Annotated in this window: 15 protein-coding genes and 2 tRNA genes; 12 read left to right on the top strand and 5 right to left on the bottom strand. The window is 68.9% G+C overall.

Features of this window, described 5'->3' with window-relative positions:
* Window positions 1-56 precede the first annotated feature (56 nt).
* A complete protein-coding gene (locus tag ACLBWX_RS15585; RefSeq protein WP_447677934.1) occupies window positions 57-1,358 on the top strand; it encodes a YeaH/YhbH family protein in 1,302 nt (433 codons plus the stop codon).
* A 78-nt stretch (window positions 1,359-1,436) separates the two neighbouring features.
* On the top strand, window positions 1,437-3,008 hold the full coding sequence (locus tag ACLBWX_RS15580) for a SpoVR family protein (protein ID WP_447677933.1): 1,572 nt from the start codon (window positions 1,437-1,439) through the stop codon (window positions 3,006-3,008).
* A gap of 182 nt (window positions 3,009-3,190) precedes the next feature.
* Here ACLBWX_RS15580 and ACLBWX_RS15575 read toward each other — a convergent pair whose 3' ends face one another.
* A complete protein-coding gene (locus ACLBWX_RS15575) occupies window positions 3,191-3,502 on the bottom strand; it encodes an ETC complex I subunit (RefSeq protein WP_055950667.1) in 312 nt (103 codons plus the stop codon).
* 38 nt (window positions 3,503-3,540) lie between these two features.
* Window positions 3,541-3,617, bottom strand: a tRNA-Pro gene (locus ACLBWX_RS15570).
* 796 nt (window positions 3,618-4,413) lie between these two features.
* Between ACLBWX_RS15570 and ACLBWX_RS15565 the strand changes: the two genes are divergently transcribed.
* Together ACLBWX_RS15565 and ACLBWX_RS15560 are read left to right on the top strand one after the other, a co-directional pair.
* Entirely contained in the window at window positions 4,414-4,563 is a 150-nt protein-coding gene (locus ACLBWX_RS15565; RefSeq protein WP_447677932.1) for a hypothetical protein, read from the top strand.
* Between the two features lie 137 nt (window positions 4,564-4,700).
* Window positions 4,701-5,000: a hypothetical protein gene (locus ACLBWX_RS15560; RefSeq protein WP_447677931.1), complete on the top strand. Its 300-nt coding sequence runs from the start codon at window positions 4,701-4,703 to the stop codon at window positions 4,998-5,000.
* A gap of 542 nt (window positions 5,001-5,542) precedes the next feature.
* Here ACLBWX_RS15560 and ACLBWX_RS15555 read toward each other — a convergent pair.
* Both ACLBWX_RS15555 and ACLBWX_RS15550 read right to left on the bottom strand, forming a co-directional pair.
* Complete coding sequence (locus ACLBWX_RS15555) at window positions 5,543-5,734, bottom strand: hypothetical protein (RefSeq protein WP_447677930.1); 192 nt, start codon at window positions 5,732-5,734, stop codon at window positions 5,543-5,545.
* A 40-nt stretch (window positions 5,735-5,774) separates the two neighbouring features.
* Window positions 5,775-6,008 (bottom strand): hypothetical protein, encoded by a 234-nt coding sequence (locus tag ACLBWX_RS15550; RefSeq protein WP_447677929.1) that lies wholly within the window; start codon window positions 6,006-6,008, stop codon window positions 5,775-5,777.
* Window positions 6,009-6,184: 176 nt separating this feature from the next.
* On the opposite strand from ACLBWX_RS15550, the gene ACLBWX_RS15545 reads away from it, so the two are divergent.
* Window positions 6,185-6,889, top strand: a complete 705-nt coding sequence (locus ACLBWX_RS15545; RefSeq protein WP_447677928.1) for a glutathione binding-like protein — start codon at window positions 6,185-6,187, stop codon at window positions 6,887-6,889.
* A 72-nt stretch (window positions 6,890-6,961) separates the two neighbouring features.
* Here the strand turns inward: ACLBWX_RS15545 and ACLBWX_RS15540 are convergent, their stop codons facing one another.
* Window positions 6,962-7,831, bottom strand: coding sequence for an MBL fold metallo-hydrolase (locus ACLBWX_RS15540; RefSeq protein ID WP_447677927.1), 870 nt, complete (start codon window positions 7,829-7,831; stop codon window positions 6,962-6,964).
* A 118-nt stretch (window positions 7,832-7,949) separates the two neighbouring features.
* On the opposite strand from ACLBWX_RS15540, the gene ACLBWX_RS15535 reads away from it, so the two are divergent.
* The 7 genes from ACLBWX_RS15535 to ACLBWX_RS15505 all read left to right on the top strand — a co-directional run bounded on the left by ACLBWX_RS15535 (window position 7,950) and on the right by ACLBWX_RS15505 (window position 17,149).
* Window positions 7,950-9,254 (top strand): glycosyltransferase family 4 protein, encoded by a 1,305-nt coding sequence (locus ACLBWX_RS15535; RefSeq protein ID WP_447677926.1) that lies wholly within the window; start codon window positions 7,950-7,952, stop codon window positions 9,252-9,254.
* Between the two features lie 64 nt (window positions 9,255-9,318).
* Entirely contained in the window at window positions 9,319-9,642 is a 324-nt protein-coding gene (locus tag ACLBWX_RS15530) for a rhodanese-like domain-containing protein (RefSeq protein ID WP_447677925.1), read from the top strand.
* Between the two features lie 85 nt (window positions 9,643-9,727).
* Window positions 9,728-10,879: an efflux RND transporter periplasmic adaptor subunit gene (locus ACLBWX_RS15525; protein ID WP_447677924.1), complete on the top strand. Its 1,152-nt coding sequence runs from the start codon at window positions 9,728-9,730 to the stop codon at window positions 10,877-10,879.
* 128 nt (window positions 10,880-11,007) lie between these two features.
* Entirely contained in the window at window positions 11,008-14,220 is a 3,213-nt protein-coding gene (locus ACLBWX_RS15520) for an efflux RND transporter permease subunit (RefSeq protein WP_447677923.1), read from the top strand.
* A 102-nt stretch (window positions 14,221-14,322) separates the two neighbouring features.
* Window positions 14,323-14,400: transfer RNA gene (locus ACLBWX_RS15515), tRNA-Pro, on the top strand.
* 544 nt (window positions 14,401-14,944) lie between these two features.
* A complete protein-coding gene (locus tag ACLBWX_RS15510) occupies window positions 14,945-15,280 on the top strand; it encodes a hypothetical protein (RefSeq protein ID WP_447677922.1) in 336 nt (111 codons plus the stop codon).
* Window positions 15,281-15,865: 585 nt separating this feature from the next.
* Entirely contained in the window at window positions 15,866-17,149 is a 1,284-nt protein-coding gene (locus ACLBWX_RS15505) for an efflux RND transporter periplasmic adaptor subunit (protein WP_447677921.1), read from the top strand.
* Window positions 17,150-17,187 lie beyond the last annotated feature (38 nt).

Raw genomic sequence — 17,187 nt, 5'->3', positions numbered from 1 at the left:
GCCGCCCCGGCCAGTCGATCCCACATTGGTTCTGAGGGCGAAGGCACACATACCGGATGCACATCGTCGACCGTCGTCTGAACCCCGGGGGCAAGAGCCTCGCGAACCGCCAGCGCTTCCTGCGGCGCGTGAAGGACGTGGCCCAGCGCGCCGTGCGGGAATCCGCGCGGGAGAAGGACATCAAGGATCTCGGCAAGGACGGCCGCGTCTCGGTGCCGGCCGACGGCGTCCGCGAGCCGCGCTTCGCCCGCCAGCCCGGCACCGGCCTGCACGACCACATCCTGCCCGGCAACAGGACCTACGTGGAGGGCGACCGCATCGAGCGCCCGCCCTCGGGCGGCGGCGGCAAGGGCTCGGGGGAGGGGGGCGAGGGCTCCGAGAACAGCGAGGACGCCTTCCGCTTCGTGCTCACCCGCGAGGAATTCCTCGAACTCTTCCTCGAAGACCTCGAACTGCCGGATCTGGCCAAGCGCCGGCTCTCGGTGGTGGAGACGGAGGGGCTTCGCCGGGCCGGCTACACCATCTCGGGCTCGCCGGCCAATCTCGCGCTCACGCGCACCCTGCGCAACTCGATGTCGCGGCGCATCGCCCTGAAGCGCCCGAAGCCCGACGAGATCGCCGCCCTGGAGGCGCGCATCGCCACGACGCCGTCGAGCGATCCCGATCTGCCGGACCTGCTCCTGGCGCTCTCGGCGCTCCGCGAGCGCACCAAGCGAATCCCCTACGTCGACCCCCTCGACCTGCGCTACCGCCGCTTCGAGACCTATCCGCGCCCGGTGGCGCAGGCGGTGATGTTCTGCCTGATGGACGTCTCGGGCTCGATGACCGAGCACATGAAGGACCTCGCCAAGCGCTTCTACATCCTGCTGCACATCTTCCTGACCCGCCGCTACCGGCACGTGGAGATCGTCTTCATCCGCCACACCGACAAGGCGACCGAGGTGGACGAGGAGACTTTCTTCGGCTCGCGCGAGACCGGTGGCACCCTGGTCTCCTCGGCCCTGGTCGAGATGAAGCGCGTCATCGCCGAGCGCTACGACCCCAACGACTGGAACATCTACGCCGCGCAGGCCTCCGACGGCGACAACGTCTCCAGCGACGGGCCGACCGCGACGGAGTTGCTGCGCGCCCACATCCTGCCGGCCTGCCAGCACTTCGCCTACCTGGAGGTCGGCGACGAGAACGGCCCGCGGGCCGGTTTCGTCGAGCACCGCACCACCCTGTGGCGGACCTACGAAGGCTTGGCGAAGACCGGCGCGCCCATCGCCATGCGCAAGGTCAACCACCGCCGCGACATCTACCCGGTCTTCCGCGAACTGTTCGGGCGCAAGGATGCCCGGGCGGAGGCCGAGGCCTGAGCGCCCGCGCGCCGCATCACCGATCGCGCGGGACACGGACCCTTCGAGCACGGACCCTTCGAGGAAGGCGTAAATCGTATGGTCGGCAGCATCATCCGCCCCACGCCCCAGCCGGTCTCGGGCGGCCGGGAGCCGCTCTTCACCGGGAACGACTGGGACTTCGACACGATCCGGCGCATCCACGATGCCTGCGAGGTCGAGGCGCGGGCGCTCGGCCTGTCCTGGTACCCCAACCAGATCGAGATCATCACCGCCGAGCAGATGCTGGACGCCTATGCGTCGATCGGCATGCCGCTGTTCTACAAGCACTGGTCCTTCGGCAAGCACTTCGCCCAGCACGAAGCCGGCTACCGGCGCGGCATGATGGGGCTCGCCTACGAGATCGTCATCAACTCGGACCCGTGCATCTCCTACATCATGGAGGAGAACACGGCGACGATGCAGACGCTGGTCATCGCCCACGCGGCCTTCGGGCATAACCACTTCTTCAAGAACAACTATCTGTTCAAGCAGTGGACCGACGCGGAAGGCATCCTCGACTATCTCGACTTCGCGAAGGGCTTCATCTCGCGCTGCGAGGAGCGCCACGGCCACGCCGCCGTCGAGGCGGTGCTCGACGCCGCCCACGCCCTGATGAGCCAGGGCGTCCATCGCTACCCGCGCAAGAAGCGGCCCGATCTGGCCTCCGAGCAGCGCCGCGAACGCGAGCGGGCCGAGCACGGCGAGCAGATCTACAACGACCTCTGGCGCACGTTGCCGCAGAAGGTCGCCGGCGCCCCTCCCGACATCGCCGCGGAGCGGCGCAAGGCGCTCCTCGAGCTGCCCCAGGAGAACATCCTCTACTTCCTCGAGAAGGCGGCCCCGCGGCTGCGGCCCTGGCAGCGCGAGATCCTGCGCATCGTCCGCCTCGTGGCGCAGTACTTCTACCCGCAGCGCCAGACCAAGGTGATGAACGAGGGCTGCGCCACCTATTGCCACTACCGGATCATGAACGCGCTGTCCGAGAAGGGCCTTATCGGCGAGGCGGCCTATCTCGAGTTCCTGCAGTCGCACACCAACGTGGTGCGCCAGCCGAACTACAACGAGCGCGGCTACAACGGCCACAATCCCTACGCCATCGGCTTCGCCATGATGCAGGACATCGCCCGCATCGTGGAGCAGCCGACGCAGGAGGATCGGGCATGGTTCCCCGAGATCGCCGGCACCGGCGATGCCATGGCGACCCTGCGCGACATCTGGGCGAACTACCGCGACGAGAGTTTCATCGCCCAGTTCCTCTCACCCAAGCTCATGCGCGAGATGCGCCTGTTCCACGTCGTCGACGATCCCGACGAGTCGGAACTCTTCGTGGAGGCGATCCACGACGAGCGCGGCTACCGCAAGATGCGCCGCTCCTTCGCCCGGCAATACGATGTGGCCTGGCTCGATCCGGACATCGAGGTGGTGGACGTGGACCTCACGGGCGACCGCCGCCTGATCGTGCATCACCGCGCGCTGAACCGCATCACGCTGCAGAAGGACGATGCCCGGCGGGTGCTGCAGCACCTGGCGGATCTCTGGGGCTACGATGCGGTGCTGAAGGAGATCGATCCGGCCAACGACGCGGTGCTGGCCGAGCATCATGCGAGCGCCCGGCCGATCTTCTTCTGAACGGATTTGTGAGCGGGCCCGGATTGGCGCGGCGCCGGTCCGGGTCTAGCCTGCGCCCATGACGAACGACGACCTGCGCGAATCGCGCGCCGCCCTGATCCTGCTCGCCGTCGCGGTGGGCTCCGTCCTGATCTTCGGAGCGGTCACCATCCTGACCCAGCTCTGACGCCGCGTGGGGCGCTTCAGTGGGTCCAGGGCGCAGTACGGTTGAACTTGAAATTGTCGGAGTAGGACAGGCCCTTGCGCAGGATGGGCTTCTGCGGCTCCTCGACCCGGTAGGACAGCCCGGCGCGGGTGGCGTAAGCCACGGCCTCCTCGCGGGTCTCGAACTCGAGGTGCACCTGCTGCAGCATGTCGGACGAGCCGGTCCAGCCCATCAGCGGGTCGGTCTCGCGCGGCGCGGTCTGGTCGAATTCCAGCACCCAGGCCTTGGCCCGCGCCGTTCCGGACTGCGTCGGATCCTTCGCGGGCTGGTAGATGCGGGCGCTCGACATCGGGTCGTCCAACTCCAGGGAGCCTCGGCGTGAAACAATGGTCGGGGCGATAGGATTCGAACCTACGACCCTCTGGTCCCAAACCAGATGCGCTACCAGACTGCGCTACACCCCGACACGCTTGCGCGTAGAGGGGAGTTACGGTTTCGGCGGGGAAATGGCAACCGGGCGGCGTGAACATAAGGTCGCCGAAGGGTCGAGACGGGCGGAGGTCGGAACCGGGAGCCGCGGCGAATACCCGGACTGCATTCGGGCCGCGTTCCACAGGCTCGGACCGGGTCTCCGGATGCGCGACGAGCCCGGAATCCGTCGATGCGGGGAGGGCCGCCGCGTGCCAGCGAAGAGCCAGATGGCTCCGTCGCAGATCGATCGCCCCCCTCCCGATGAGGCATGCGCCGCCCGAACGCTCCGGCACCCCGAGCCTGCGAGGGCGACGGGCCACGCACGACGCGTGGGAAGTCCCGGTTCAATCGCGGCCGACTGGGACCGTGCGGTCGGCAAGTCTTCGAAATCTCACGCACTTTCTTGTGACGAAACGGTATCTGGCGGATCGCCGTTCCTGGCGATGACCCAGACGTCTCACGCGCGCACACACATCCGTTCGATCCTTCTGAAGTTGGCCCGGCTCCGCGAGGCCAAACGCCAGCCAGAGGCTAAGTGCCAGCCCGAGACCACGCGCCGGCCAGAGACCACGCGCCAGCAACCCGAAACGAAGCAACCGCCCGGAGTTGCTCCGGGCGCCTGAACATCGCTGTGGCCCTCGCAGGGAAACGCTGCGATAAATCGCACGCCGCACGGAATCCGTCGCGGCGAGGCCTCTTCCCAAGGGCCATGCCCATCTGCGCCTTGCTGGACAGCCCCGATCGCGCCCCGCCAACATGGGCGCAAGAACCGAATCGACGGAGCGGCCCATGAACGATGCGAAGTTACGCGCCCTGGAGGCGCGCATCGACGCATTGGAAAGCGAGGTGAGGCGCGCACGAAACGACATCCACTGGGCGATCGCCCTGATGTTCGTCGTTCCGGTCGCGCTCCTGATCATCCTTCGGGTCTGGTCGTAAGGACCGTCACCGGCGCGAGGCGCCGCAAAGGCCGTTACAGTTCGACACCGTTCGTTAACGCGTCGGTCATGATGACGGCAATCAATGCGATCCTGACCGTCGAACCATGGTATTAGGGTTCGAACGAGGGCCGATCGATGTTCCTGATCTTACTGGCCGCCATGGGCGGAGGCATTATCTCGACGGCGCTGCTTCTGCCGTATGGCATCTGGACCGCACTGATGTGCGCGCCGCTGACGGGAAGTCTTTGCGCTGCCGCGGCTGGCGCCGTGATCATGCTGCGCCGGGGCGAGGATTGGAGCGCGGACGCGGAGTTCGACGAAACCACGCACGATCAGACCGACGCCATGGTCAAGATGCTGCGCGACATCGCTGCCAAGGGTCGCGAGACCGGCGAGACCACGCAGCGACCCGCGGGCAACTCCAGGGCGGCCTGAAGCGCTCCTCGGCGCCACACCGCCGGCCGGATCTCCTCCCGACGGCCACCGGCGCGAGGATAGGCAGTCTCGCCGGCCTGACCTTGCGTTCCGCGGGCCTCGCGCCATGGCGGATCTGCCGCCGAGACAGTCGGGCGAGCGCCACACGGGTCCGCCTTTTTCTCCACCCACCTCGCCGATCATTCCGGAATCCTGCCGGCTGCCGCCATCGCGAATGCAGGCCGCATCGCATCGACGGCGAATCGGCTCCATGGGACCGGCTGCGCGTGCAGGCGGGCCACTCGGTCGAGGGTCTTCCGGTCCGAAGTGGGCCCGAGGAATTCGGCGTCTTGCGCGATCACGCCCCCCGAAGCGCCTGATTCCGGTGAAGACGCGACCGCTCGTCGATCCGGTCTCGTCCGCGATCGAAGCGGGCTCGGTCCGGTGAGGATCCGCCCCTGCGAGGTTTCGGATGTCGGCTGCCGAGGACAGCGCTGGAGCGGCTATTGCGGCTTCGTCGGGCCGAAAGCTGCCCCTGTTGGACAGATCCAACCGTTCAGACCCTACACGCGCAGGTCGACGACGCGGCGCTGACTCGGAATCCCGTCGCGCTCGCCGGCGCGCGAGCGATCCACTTCCACGGAGACGGTGCGCGGCTCGGTCTCGTGGCGGCGAGCGGCGTCGTTCCGGCTGCCGTGCACGATTTCGGTTGCCCGGAGGAGGCCGACCTGCGTGATCGGAACGGTGATCGTCATGGGCGTCGATCCTTCCAAAGGCTTCGAGGCGCGCCGATCCTCAGGCCAGGATGTCGAGGACCCGGCGCTCGGACTCGAGCGTCGATTTCAGGATGGCGGTGTTCATCCCGATGTTGGACTTCTCCTGCAGGAGCTGGACGGCGGTGGTCGAGAGATCGACCTGGGTCGCGCTCGGCAGGCTGGTGCCGATGGCCGCGATGCCCTCGGCCGCCGTGGCGTAACGCTGGGTCGCGGCCAGTAGCCCGCCGCTGCTCGCAGAAATCGCGCTGACCATGCCGCCCTCCTCGTCCATGACGAGGCAACCACGCGCGCCTGAATTCCCCGTTGAGAAACTCCGGGGCATTTGAGCGACCCGTCGCGGCCGGATCCGAGCTTGACCCCGCGTCCTCCGGACCCCACCTCGCCCGCCATGCGGCCGGACCGAGCCTCGGCGCGCCCACGGAGACCGCGATGATCGATCTGTATTATTGGCCGACCCCGAACGGCCACAAGGTCACGATGTTCCTCGAAGAAGCGGGGCTCGACTACACCCTGAAGCCGGTGAACATCGGCAAGGGCGACCAGTTCAAACCGGACTTCCTCGCGATCGCCCCCAACAACCGCATGCCGGCGATCGTCGACCACGCCCCGGCCGGCGGCGGCGATCCGGTCTCGCTCTTCGAGTCCGGCGCCATCCTGCTCTATCTCGCCGAGAAGACCGGTCGCTTCATCGCGCAGGACGTGGCCGGCCGCGCCGACGTGCTGCAATGGCTGTTCTGGCAGATGGGCGGCCTCGGCCCCACGCTCGGCCAGAACCATCACTTCACCCAGTACGCCCCGGAGAAGGTGCCCTACGCCATCGACCGCTACGTCAAGGAGACGAACCGGCTCTACGGCGTCCTCGACCGGCGACTCGCGGACCGGCCCTTCCTGGCCGGCGGCGGCTACTCGATCGCCGACATGGCGAGCTATCCTTGGATCGTGCCCTACGAGAAACAGAGCCAGCGGCTCGAGGACTTCCCGAACCTCCGGCGCTGGTTCGAGGCCATCGCCGAGCGCCCGGCGACGAAGGCCGCCTACGCCCGCGCGCCCGAGATCAATCCGGATTTCGGAAAGACCATGAGCGAGGAGGCCAAGAAGGTCATGTTCGGCCAGACCGCGGCGACGCGGAGCTGATCCGGAGAGCATCCGAGCGAAGCCCGCTCCGCGATCCCGGGGGAATCGCCGGCTCGGGCATGCCGCGCGCTCTCAGCGCCGCAGGGTGTCCAGAGGCACCGGGGCGGCGTGCGGGCGGGTCGCCAGCATGCCGTCGATCAGCGCCAGCACCTCGGCCCGGCCGCAATTGGCGGCCGGCTCGAAGGGCGTCCAGGTCTGGGTGAAGTCCAGCCGGGCGAAGACGTCGCGGTAGCGCCGCAACTCGTTCGTGGTCAGGGGCACCCCGCGCACGAAGGCCTTGTGGGCCGAGATGGTCAGCGCGCGCCGGAAATCCTGCGGGTCGAGCTCGAACTTCAGGGCGTCGCCGCAGAACAGGATCTTCCGCCCGCGATCGAACAGCACCGCGTGCCCGTCGAAGTGGCCGGCGGTGCGGTGGAGCTCGAGGCCGGGCAGCGGTTCCAGGAAATCGTCGTAGGGCCAAGAGACCTGCAGCGCGGCGCTCCAGGTGAAGTCGGCGGCGGCCAAGCAGAGTTCCGGGTCGAAGCGGTCCTGCAACTGGACCAGGGCGCCATAGGCGTGCGGGTGCGAGGACGACAGGACCTGCATCCCGCCCAGGCTTGCGATGTGCCGGAGGGCCGCCTCGCTGAAGACCGGGCAGGCCTCGAAGCCCATGTTCCCGGCCGGGGTCTGGACGAGGTAGGCACTCGGGCCGATGCCCGAGACGGGATCGTTCCAGAACCGCCAGATTCCGGGCTCCAGCTCCTCCCAGTGGCAGGGGAACCGCTCCTGCGCCTCGCGCTCGGTCCAGAACTGCCAGCCCTTCTGCGGCACCACGTGGCGGGCATCGAGGCACATCGGACAGGCCGGCGGCCGCTCGAAGTGGCGCTGCCAGAACCCGCAATTGTCACAGGTATAGGCAGGCAGATCGAGGGCGCCGGCGAAGGGCAGGTATCCGGGAGACACGAAAGATTGCTCGCGTTGGCGGCAGGGACCGCGGGTAGCCTCGGGCTGAGGCGTGCGCATATAGGCGCAAGGTGGCGAGCGGCCATACGGCCCCGCACCTGAACGCCACCGGAGGACCATGCCCGTCCCGAGCCTCGCCTTCGACCTGACCCGCCTGATCACCCGCCTGCGGCATCCGAGCCCGAGCGGGATCGACAGGGTCGACCTCGCCTATGCCCGCCACGTCCTGGCGCAGGAGGGGGACCGCTTCGGCCTGGTCTCGACGGCGTTCGGCCCGCGGGTGCTGGCGCGGGCGGAGGCGCGCGCCATCGTCGAGGCCGTGGCGGCCGGCTGGGTCGAGGACCGCGACGCGACGCAGGACCCGGTCTACCGGCGCCTGGCGGCGACCCTCGGGTCGGCGACCGACACGGGGAGGCCGGCCGCCGCGCCGACGCGCGACGGTGCCCTGGATCGGCGCCGGATCCAGGCCCGGACGGCGGCCACGACCCTGCGCGCGCGGGCCCCCGAGATCCTGCCCGCCGGGACCGTCTACCTGCACAGCTCGCACCTGCGCCTCGACAAGCCCGGCCGCTTCGACTGGCTCTACGACCGGCGCGACATCCGGCCCGTGTTCTTCGTCCACGACCTCATCCCCATCGACTACCCGGAATACGGACGCCCCGGAGAGGCGGAGCGGCACCGGATCCGGATGGAGACCGTGGCCCGCCACGCCGCGCACGTGGTGGTCAATTCCCGCGACGTCGGCGAACGCTTCGCCCGCCACTGCGGGGCGCGGGGCCTGCCCGCACGTCCCGTGACGGTGGCGCTCCTCGGCGTCGAGCCGGTGTTCCGGCCGGCGGGGGAGGGGCCGTCCTTCGCGCCCGCGCGGCCGACCTTCGTCGCCTGCGGCACCATCGAACCGCGCAAGAATCACCTGGCGCTGCTGCATCTCTGGCGCGACCTCGCCGAGCGGCACGGGCCGGACACGCCCCGCCTCGTCCTCGTCGGCCGGCGCGGCTGGGAAGCGGAGAACATCGTCGACATGCTGGAGCGCTGCCCTGCCGTCCAGGCGCATGTGAGCGAGGTCAGCGGGTTGTCGAGCCACGGCCTCGCGGCCCTGCTCCGCTCGGCGACCGCCCTGCTGATGCCCTCCTTCGCGGAGGGCTACGGCCTGCCGGTCGTGGAGGCCGCGGCCTGCGGACTTCCGGTCGTCGCCTCGGACCTCGCGGTCCACCGCGAGATCGGTGCCGGCTTCGCGCATTTCCTCGATCCCCTCGACGGACCGGGCTGGCGCCGGGCGGTGGAAGATCTCGCCGATCCGGGTTCGTCCCTGCGGGACGCGCTCGTCGCCCGGCTGGCCGGGGCCGCCCTGCCGTCCTGGACGAATCACTTCGCCACCGTGGAGGAAGCCCTCGGCCAGGCGATTTGCGGTCCTGATACCTGACGCATAAGAACAACCGTCAGAGGATGGTCGCCCCTTCCGGGCGGCAAGTAACGAGGATGGGCGGATGAAGGTTGTCGACCTCGACCGGGCTGCGATCAAGGCGGGCCTCGCCGACCGCTCCCTGCTGCTGATCGACGTGCGCGAGCCGCACGAATTCGACCAGGGGCACATCCCCGGTGCGGTCCCGCATCCGCTCTCGACCTTCGACACGGGGGCCGTCGCGGCGCTGATCGCGCAGGACGGCCGCCGCCCGGTCTTCTCGTGCATGTCGGGCGTGCGCTCGGTCCACGCCCTGGCGGCCGCCCAGAGCGCCGGACTGCCGATCGACGCCCATTACACCGGTGGGTTTAAGGACTGGGCCGGTTCGGGTGAACCGGTCGAAGTCTGAAGATCAGCAGAACATGTGTGGCAGCGCACCACATGATTCCGGACAGACCTCTAGCTGGCGCAGCGTAGGGAACAACCATATGCGCATGCGCTCGATCTTCAGTCTTCTTCCGGCCCTCGGGCTGGTGGCTTCGGCGCTCGTCGCGCCGGCCCTCGTGACTTCCGCCCGGGCACAGGCGCCCGGCGGGCCTCCGCCGAAGGTCACCACCGCCAAGCCGGTGGTGCGCGAGATCGTCGAGACCGACACCTATACCGGCCGCTTCGACCCCGTCGACATCGTCGATGTGCGGGCCCGCGTCACCGGCTACCTCGAGAAGGTGAACTTCACGGACGGCGCCACGGTGAAGAAGGGCGACCTGCTCTTCATCATCGACCGGCGCCCCTACAAGGCGGCCCTCGACCAGGCCCAGGCGGCCCTGGTCTCTGCGCGCGCCCGCCTCAACTTCTCGCAGACCGACCTCGACCGCGCCCAGACCCTGAGCAAGTCCGGCAACATCTCCGAGCAGGTCACCGATCAGCGCCGGCAGGCCTCGCAGACCGCGCAGGCCGACGTCGACAGTGCCGACGCGCAACTGCGCCAGGCCCAGCTGAACTACGACTTCACCGAGGTGAAGGCCCCGATCTCCGGCCGCATCAGCCGGCGCCTGGTCACCGAGGGCAACATCGTCATCACCGACCAGACCCAGTTGACGACGATCGTCTCCCTCGACCCGATCTACTTCGGCTTCACCGTCGATGAGCGCTCGTTCCTGAAGTACCAGGGCAGCCTCGGCATCGGCATGGGCGAGACCCAGAAGGGCAAGGGCGTTCCGATCCGCATCGCGCTCACCGGCGAGGCGAAGCCGACCCGCAAGGGCACCCTCGACTTCGTGGACAACCGGGTCGACAACGCCACCGGCACCGTGCTGCTGCGCGCCACGGTGGAGAACCCCGACGGGTTCATCAAGCCCGGCCTCTTCGGCGTGGTCGCTCTGCCCGCCACCAAGCCCTACCAGGGCATCCTCCTGCCCGACGAGGCGGTCTCGGCCAACCAGGACAAGCGCATCGTCTACGTCGTCGGCGACGACGGCACGGTGGCGCTGCGCGACGTCAAGCTCGGACCGAAGGTCGACGGCTACCGGGTCATCCGCGAGGGCCTGAAGGGCGACGAGAACGTCGTGGTGAACGGGGTGAGCCGCGTGCGGCCCGGGGCCAAGGTCGCGGCCGAGGCCTCGACCCTGCCGCCGAGCAGGACCTGAGACCGCCGACCCGGACGAGATAGTCCCCGGCCGATCGCGGCCGGGGAGCGGCCACCAGACCGCGGACGAAGAAACGATGCCGCCTCGGACCCGCGCGAGCGGGCCGCGCGCGGCGAGAGGTCCAAGCGATGCGTTTTGCCCACTTCTTCGTCGATCGGCCGATCTTCGCGTCGGTCACGTCGATCGTCTTCCTGATCCTCGGCTACGTCGCCTACCTGTCGCTGCCCGTGGCGCAGTATCCCGAGATCGTGCCTCCCACGGTGACGGTGCGGGCGAGCTTCCCGGGCGCCAACGCGGAGACGGTGGCGGCCACGATCGCGACGCCGATCGAGCAGGAGGTCAACGGCGTCGACAACATGCTCTACATGACGTCGTTGTCGACCAACGACGGCAACATGCTGCTGACGGTGACCTTCAAGGTCGGCACCAACCTCGATATCGCCAACGTCCTCGTCCAGAACCGCCTCTCGGTGGCCCAGCCGCGCCTGCCGCCGGACGTGCGCAACCTCGGCGTCACCGTGCGCAAGGCCTCGCCGGACCTGATGCTGGTGGTGCACCTGCTGTCGCCGAAGAAGACCTACGACCAGAACTACCTCGCCAACTACATCTACCTGAACATCCGCGACGAGCTCCTGCGCCTCGACGGCGTCGGCGACATCACCATCTTCGGCGGCAACGAGTACGCCGAGCGCGTCTGGCTCGACCCGAACAAGCTCGCGGCCTACGGACTCACCACCTCCGACGTCATCACGGCGCTCTCGGAGCAGAACGTGCAGGTGGCCGCCGGCGCCCTGAACTCGCCGCCGGCCGCCACCGGCCAGGCCTTCCAGCTCATCGTGCAGTCGCAGGGGCGCTTCCAGAGTCCCGAGGAGTTCGCCGACGTCATCGTCAAGGCGGCGGACGGCCGCCTCGTTCGGGTGAAGGACGTCGCCCGCGTGGAGATGGGTCAGAAGGACTACACGACGAACTCGTTCCTGAACGACACGCCCGCCATCGGCATCGGCGCCTTCCAGCGCCCCGGCACCAACGCCCTCGACGCCGCCGCGTCGGTGCGCAAGGTCATGGACAACCTCAAGAAGAACTTCCCGCCGGACATCGAGTACCGCATCGCCTACAACCCGACGGAGTTCATCGAGGAGTCGATCCAGGAGGTCTACAAGACCCTGTTCGAGGCCGTCGGCCTCGTCGTGATCGTGGTGCTGGTCTTCCTCCAGAGCTGGCGCACCGCGCTCATCCCGGTGATCGCGATCCCGGTCTCGCTGGTGGGCACCTTCGCGGCCATGTCGGCCTTCGGCTTCTCGCTGAACAACCTCACCCTGTTCGGGCTCGTGCTCGCCATCGGCATCGTGGTCGACGACGCCATCGTGGTGGTGGAGAACGTCGAGCGCAACATGGCCGAGGGCCTGTCCCCGGGCGACGCCGCGCACAAGACCATGGACGAGGTCGGCGGCGCCGTCATCGCCATCGCGCTCGTGCTCTCGGCGGTGTTCATCCCCACCGCCTTCATCCCCGGCATCACCGGCCAGTTCTACAAGCAGTTCGCGCTCACCATCGCGGCCTCGACCATCATCTCGATGTTCAACTCGCTGACGCTGTCGCCGGCGCTCTGCAAGCTGCTCCTGAAGCCCCACCACGAGCACGCCAAGCCGAAGTTCTTCCTCTTCCGCTTCGTCGCCTGGCTCGCCGACCGGTTCAACAAGGGCTTCGACTGGCTGTCGAACACCTACGGGCGGATCATCTACGGCCTGACGAACTACGCGGTCGGGCTGATCGCGATGCTGCTCGTCTATGCCTGCGTCATCGCCGCCACCCTGCACCTCGTCCAGACGACGCCCACCGGCTTCATCCCGGACCAGGACCAGGGCTACCTCATCGGCGTGGTGCAGCTGCCCTCCGGCGCCTCGCTCGACCGCACCACCGAGGTGGTGAACCGGGCGGCCGCGGCGGCCCGCAAGATCGAGGGCGTGACCAACACCGTCATCATCGCGGGCTTCGACGGCGCGACCTTCACCAACACCACCAACTCGGGCGTGATGTTCATCACCCTGGCGGGCGCCAAGGAGCGCGCGACGCAGGGGCGCAGCGCGGCGGTGATCACCAACGAGGTGATCAAGGCCACCGCGGACATCCAGGAGGCCCGCGTCATCGTCATCCCGCCGCCGCCGGTGCGCGGCCTCGGCCAGGGCGGCGGCTTCAAGATGCAGATCGAGAGCCGGCAATCGTCGTCGATCGGCCCGCTGCTGGGCGCCGTCGGCGAGGTCCTCGGCAAGGCCAACCAGAGCAACGACGTGCAGCGGGTGTTCACCACCTTCGGCAACGACACGCCGCAGCTCTACCTCGACATCGACCGCACCGTGGCGCGCATGCTCAACGTGCCGCTCTCCAACGTGTTCTCGACGGTGCAGACGGCGCTCGGCGGCGCCTACGTCAACGACTTCAACACCCTCGGGCGCATCTACCAGGTCCGCGTGCAGGGCGACGCGCCGTTCCGCGTCTCCAAGCAGGACATCGAGCAGCTGAAGGTCCGCTCCTCCACCGGCGCCCTGGTGCCGATGGGCACGCTGGCCACGATCCGCGAGATCACCGGCCCGCAGATCGTCCAGCGCTTCAACCTGTACTACTCGGTGCCGGTGCAGGGCACGTCGAAGCCCGGAATCTCCACCGGTCAGGCGCTCGACGCCATGGAGGCCATCGCCAAGGACGCGCTGCCCGACGGCTACGCCTACGACTGGACCGAGATCGCCTACCAGCAGAAGGCGGCGGGCAACACGGCGATCTACGTCTTCGCGCTCGGCGTGCTCCTGGTCTTCCTGGTGCTCGCCGCGCAGTACGAATCCTGGGCGCTGCCGCTCGCCATCCTGCTGGTGGTGCCCACCGGCGTGCTCGCGGCCCTGTTCGGGGTGCAGCTGCGGGGCCAGGACAACAACATCCTGACCCAGATCGGCCTGATCGTGCTGATCGGCCTCGCGGCCAAGAACGCCATCCTGATCGTGGAGTTCGCGCACCAGTTGGAGGAGACCGAGCGCAAGGGCCCCGTGGCCGCCGCCGTCGAGGCCTGCCGCCTGCGCCTGCGCCCGATCCTGATGACGGCCTTCGCCTTCATCCTGGGTACGGTGCCGCTGGTGATCGCCACCGGCCCCGGCGCCGAGATGCGCCAGGCGCTCGGCACCGCCGTCTGCTTCGGCATGATCGGCGCCACGGTGTTCGGCCTCTTCCTCACCCCGGTCTTCTACGTGGTGATCCGGAACTTCCTGATCTGGCTCGCCCGGAAGCGCGGAAAGGACCCGCACAACACCACGCCGGACAAGCACGATCCGCACGCGGCGCCCTCCCACGCCTGAGACCCTTCCGAGCCCGGATGCGGACCCCGCATCCGGGCTTCATGTTGGGGGTTGCGCCCCGCAGACCGGAAAGCTAAAGACCCCTCACCCCGTCAGGGGCGTCGGAGCGTAGCGCAGCCCGGTTAGCGCACTAGTCTGGGGGACTAGGGGTCGGAGGTTCGAATCCTCTCGCTCCGACCATTAACGTCAGCCGATTCCCCCCAGGGGGCTGACCTCCGCGAGCCGGCCGGCCGATCGGCCCACCTCGGCGGGTTCCTGCGGTGCTCATCCTGCCTCGCGATCGCCGACCGGGCGGGGCCAGGGTTCGAGCCGAACAGCGTTTCGAGATCTCGGGCACGGACGACCGGGACTCGCCCCTGAGGGTCGCCGTCTCGCTCTCCCTCCGGACTGTCGCGGCCGGGCGATCCACTTCCGAACACCCTCGATCCTGATCGGCCTCCGGGGGCACCCTCGCGGTCCCTGCCGTCCGGACGGACCGTGGCCCCGTCATGCCCCAGCGCACTCCCTGAAACCGACCGTGCAGCCTGTGGCCGGGTCGTCGGCGCGGCGTCATCACGGGGAGGGACGACCGAAGGCGGTGCCGCCCGTGCGGACGGGACAGCGTGGCGGCTCGCGCCGGAGGGATCTTGCGCGCAGACTGCCTGCCGGATTACGGGGCGATGGCGCGGTCCCGGGAACGCGGGAGCATGGGAGGCATGCCGTGAGAGGCACGCGATGGTTGACCATGGTCGCGACGGGCCTCCTGCTCGGCCACTCCCCGGCCGCGGCCGAATCCAGCATGCGCAAGTTCCTCGAAGGCCGGTGGGTCGGCGACGGCCTTCAGATCCGCGTCGATCAGGATGCCGTTCAGGCGAACGACAATCCGGAGAAGCCGTTCGAGTGGAGCCCGCTCAACATCCGGGACGTGACCGGTGGCATGATCGTGTTTCAGATCGGCTCCCGCCAGTACATCGGACTGATCGACGGCCAGCAGATGACCGTCACGATCACGGGGTCGAGCGGTTCGCACGTGCTGACCAAGGTCCCCCCCTCGCCGCCGGTCAGGCAGGGCCGCCCGTAACCGTCTTCTCGGCAGCCGCCGGCCCAGGCGCGGACGGCGAATCGTCGGCTTCGGCGGTGCCGTCCGGATCGATGCAGGGCGGACGCGGCCGGGACGGACGTGGTTCGGACAACACGAAATCGTCAGTCGCTCCACCCTCCCGTCGGACGGCGGCCGAGCGCCCTCCGGACCCGCCGACGGCGGATTGACTCGCGGGCAAGCTTGGCCTTTTCACTCCGCCCCGAAGGCCTTGCGGGCACGCGCCAGCGGCCGGGTGGGCCACCGATCGCGGTCTTCGGCCGAAACCTCGGGCGAAGCGGCGGCCGGCGGGCGGAGGACGGCGCCCACCGGGGCTCGGGAGCCCATCGAAAATTCGCCACGAATGGCGTCACACAAACGCGGAGCGACTTGGCTCAAGACAATCTCGGCGGGATCCCTCGACCTGTCCGGCCTTCGAACAGGGACGCTCAGATCTGGCGAGAAGCGTATTCGCAAAGACGAACCATCCGGAACGACCTCCCTCCGGATCGTCCCCGAAGCTCCCGAGACACTCTTCCGCCCGCGATCCCTCCTCCGGCGCCCAACCTGAAAGCACTCCTGCGGCACATGACCGGGACAAAGCGCACGATCGCGACCATTCTCGCGCCCCTCGGATTGCTGATCTGCGCGGTGGTGGCCGCCAGTCTCTGGCCCGGCCCGGTCATGAGCGTCCTGACGGGCATGAGCACGGCGGTTCGGGAGCGGTTCGGGGCGAGCGAGGCCGAGACCCTAACGGGCGGTGCGGCGCGCGAGGGCAGCGCGGCCCGGCTGTTCCGGCCGAATCCGGCGCAGCGCGCCGCCCTGAACATCGTCCCGATCGCGGCGGTCGACTTCCGGCCCGAAGGCACGGCCGAGGGCCGGATCGCGCTGAACGACGACGACAACGTGCCGGTGACCTCGCCCTATGCCGGCCGGGTGACCCGGGTGCTGGTGCGCGCCGGCGACGCGGTGAAGGCCGGGGACGTGCTCCTCACCCTCGAGGCCACGGACATGGTCCAGGCCCAGAACGACTACCAGACCGCCCTCAACACCCTCGCCAAGGCGACCGCGCTCCTGAAGCTCGACCAGACCATCGCGGCGCGCCAGCAGGAGCTGTTCCAGGCCAGGGCGGTTGCCCTGAAGGACTATCAGTCCGCCCAGAACGACGTCATCGGCGCGCAGAGCGACCTGAAGACCGCCGAGGCCGGCCTCGAAGCGGTGAAGAACCGCCTGCGCCTCCTCGGCAAGACCGATGCGGAGATCGCGGCCTTCGAGAAGAAGGGCACGCTCAGCCCCGAGACCCAGATCCGGGCGCCGATCGCCGGCACCATCGTCCAGCGCAAGGTCGGACTCGGGCAGTATCTCTCGACCGCCAGCGACCCGATCTTCGTGATCGGCGACCTCTCGACGGTCTGGCTGGTGGCCAACGTGCGCGAGAGCGAGATCCCGCGCATCCGGATCGGCCAGGAGGTCGAGGCGACGGTGGCGGGCTTCGGCGACCGGATCTTCAAGGCGCGGGTCGACTACATGTCCGCCAGCCTCGACCCGGCGACCCGGCGCCTCGCGGTGCGCAGCGAGGTCGAGAATCCCGACCAGATCCTGAAGCCGGAGATGTTCGCCACCTTCACGATCTTCACCGGGCCGGGGCGGAGCGCGCCGGCCGTGCCCGCCGCCGCCATCGTCTACGAGGGCGCGCGGGCGCATGTCTGGATCGCGCGGCCCGACGGGGCGATCGAGGCCCGCGACGTCACCCTCGGGATGACGGCCCGCGGGATGGTGCAGGTCACCGCCGGGGTCGCGGCGGGGGAGGCGATCGTCACGCGCGGGGCCGTGTTCATGGATCGGGCGACGAGCGGTGACAAGGCGTCCTGACCCGTCGGGCCGGGGGCCCCTTCCTCGTCGTCATCGGG

This window comes from Methylobacterium sp. M6A4_1b (assembly GCF_053345175.1).
The sequence above is the reverse complement of the archived record's forward strand: the minus strand, read 5'-3'. Positions and strand labels throughout refer to the sequence as shown.

What these genes read in the sequence shown, in the direction of transcription:
- ACLBWX_RS15505 (WP_447677921.1), top strand. Translation starts at nt 15,866, where the DNA reads ATGACCGGGACAAAGCGCACGATCGCGACCATTCTCGCGCCCCTCGGA.
- ACLBWX_RS15560 (WP_447677931.1), top strand. Translation starts at nt 4,701, where the DNA reads ATGTTCCTGATCTTACTGGCCGCCATGGGCGGAGGCATTATCTCGACG.
- ACLBWX_RS15575 (WP_055950667.1), bottom strand. Translation starts at nt 3,502, where the DNA reads ATGTCGAGCGCCCGCATCTACCAGCCCGCGAAGGATCCGACGCAGTCC.
- ACLBWX_RS15530 (WP_447677925.1), top strand. Translation starts at nt 9,319, where the DNA reads ATGAAGGTTGTCGACCTCGACCGGGCTGCGATCAAGGCGGGCCTCGCC.
- ACLBWX_RS15550 (WP_447677929.1), bottom strand. Translation starts at nt 6,008, where the DNA reads ATGGTCAGCGCGATTTCTGCGAGCAGCGGCGGGCTACTGGCCGCGACC.
- ACLBWX_RS15510 (WP_447677922.1), top strand. Translation starts at nt 14,945, where the DNA reads ATGGTCGCGACGGGCCTCCTGCTCGGCCACTCCCCGGCCGCGGCCGAA.
- ACLBWX_RS15580 (WP_447677933.1), top strand. Translation starts at nt 1,437, where the DNA reads ATGGTCGGCAGCATCATCCGCCCCACGCCCCAGCCGGTCTCGGGCGGC.
- ACLBWX_RS15520 (WP_447677923.1), top strand. Translation starts at nt 11,008, where the DNA reads ATGCGTTTTGCCCACTTCTTCGTCGATCGGCCGATCTTCGCGTCGGTC.
- ACLBWX_RS15565 (WP_447677932.1), top strand. Translation starts at nt 4,414, where the DNA reads ATGAACGATGCGAAGTTACGCGCCCTGGAGGCGCGCATCGACGCATTG.
- ACLBWX_RS15545 (WP_447677928.1), top strand. Translation starts at nt 6,185, where the DNA reads ATGATCGATCTGTATTATTGGCCGACCCCGAACGGCCACAAGGTCACG.
- ACLBWX_RS15535 (WP_447677926.1), top strand. Translation starts at nt 7,950, where the DNA reads ATGCCCGTCCCGAGCCTCGCCTTCGACCTGACCCGCCTGATCACCCGC.
- ACLBWX_RS15585 (WP_447677934.1), top strand. Translation starts at nt 57, where the DNA reads ATGCACATCGTCGACCGTCGTCTGAACCCCGGGGGCAAGAGCCTCGCG.
- ACLBWX_RS15525 (WP_447677924.1), top strand. Translation starts at nt 9,728, where the DNA reads ATGCGCTCGATCTTCAGTCTTCTTCCGGCCCTCGGGCTGGTGGCTTCG.
- ACLBWX_RS15555 (WP_447677930.1), bottom strand. Translation starts at nt 5,734, where the DNA reads ATGACGATCACCGTTCCGATCACGCAGGTCGGCCTCCTCCGGGCAACC.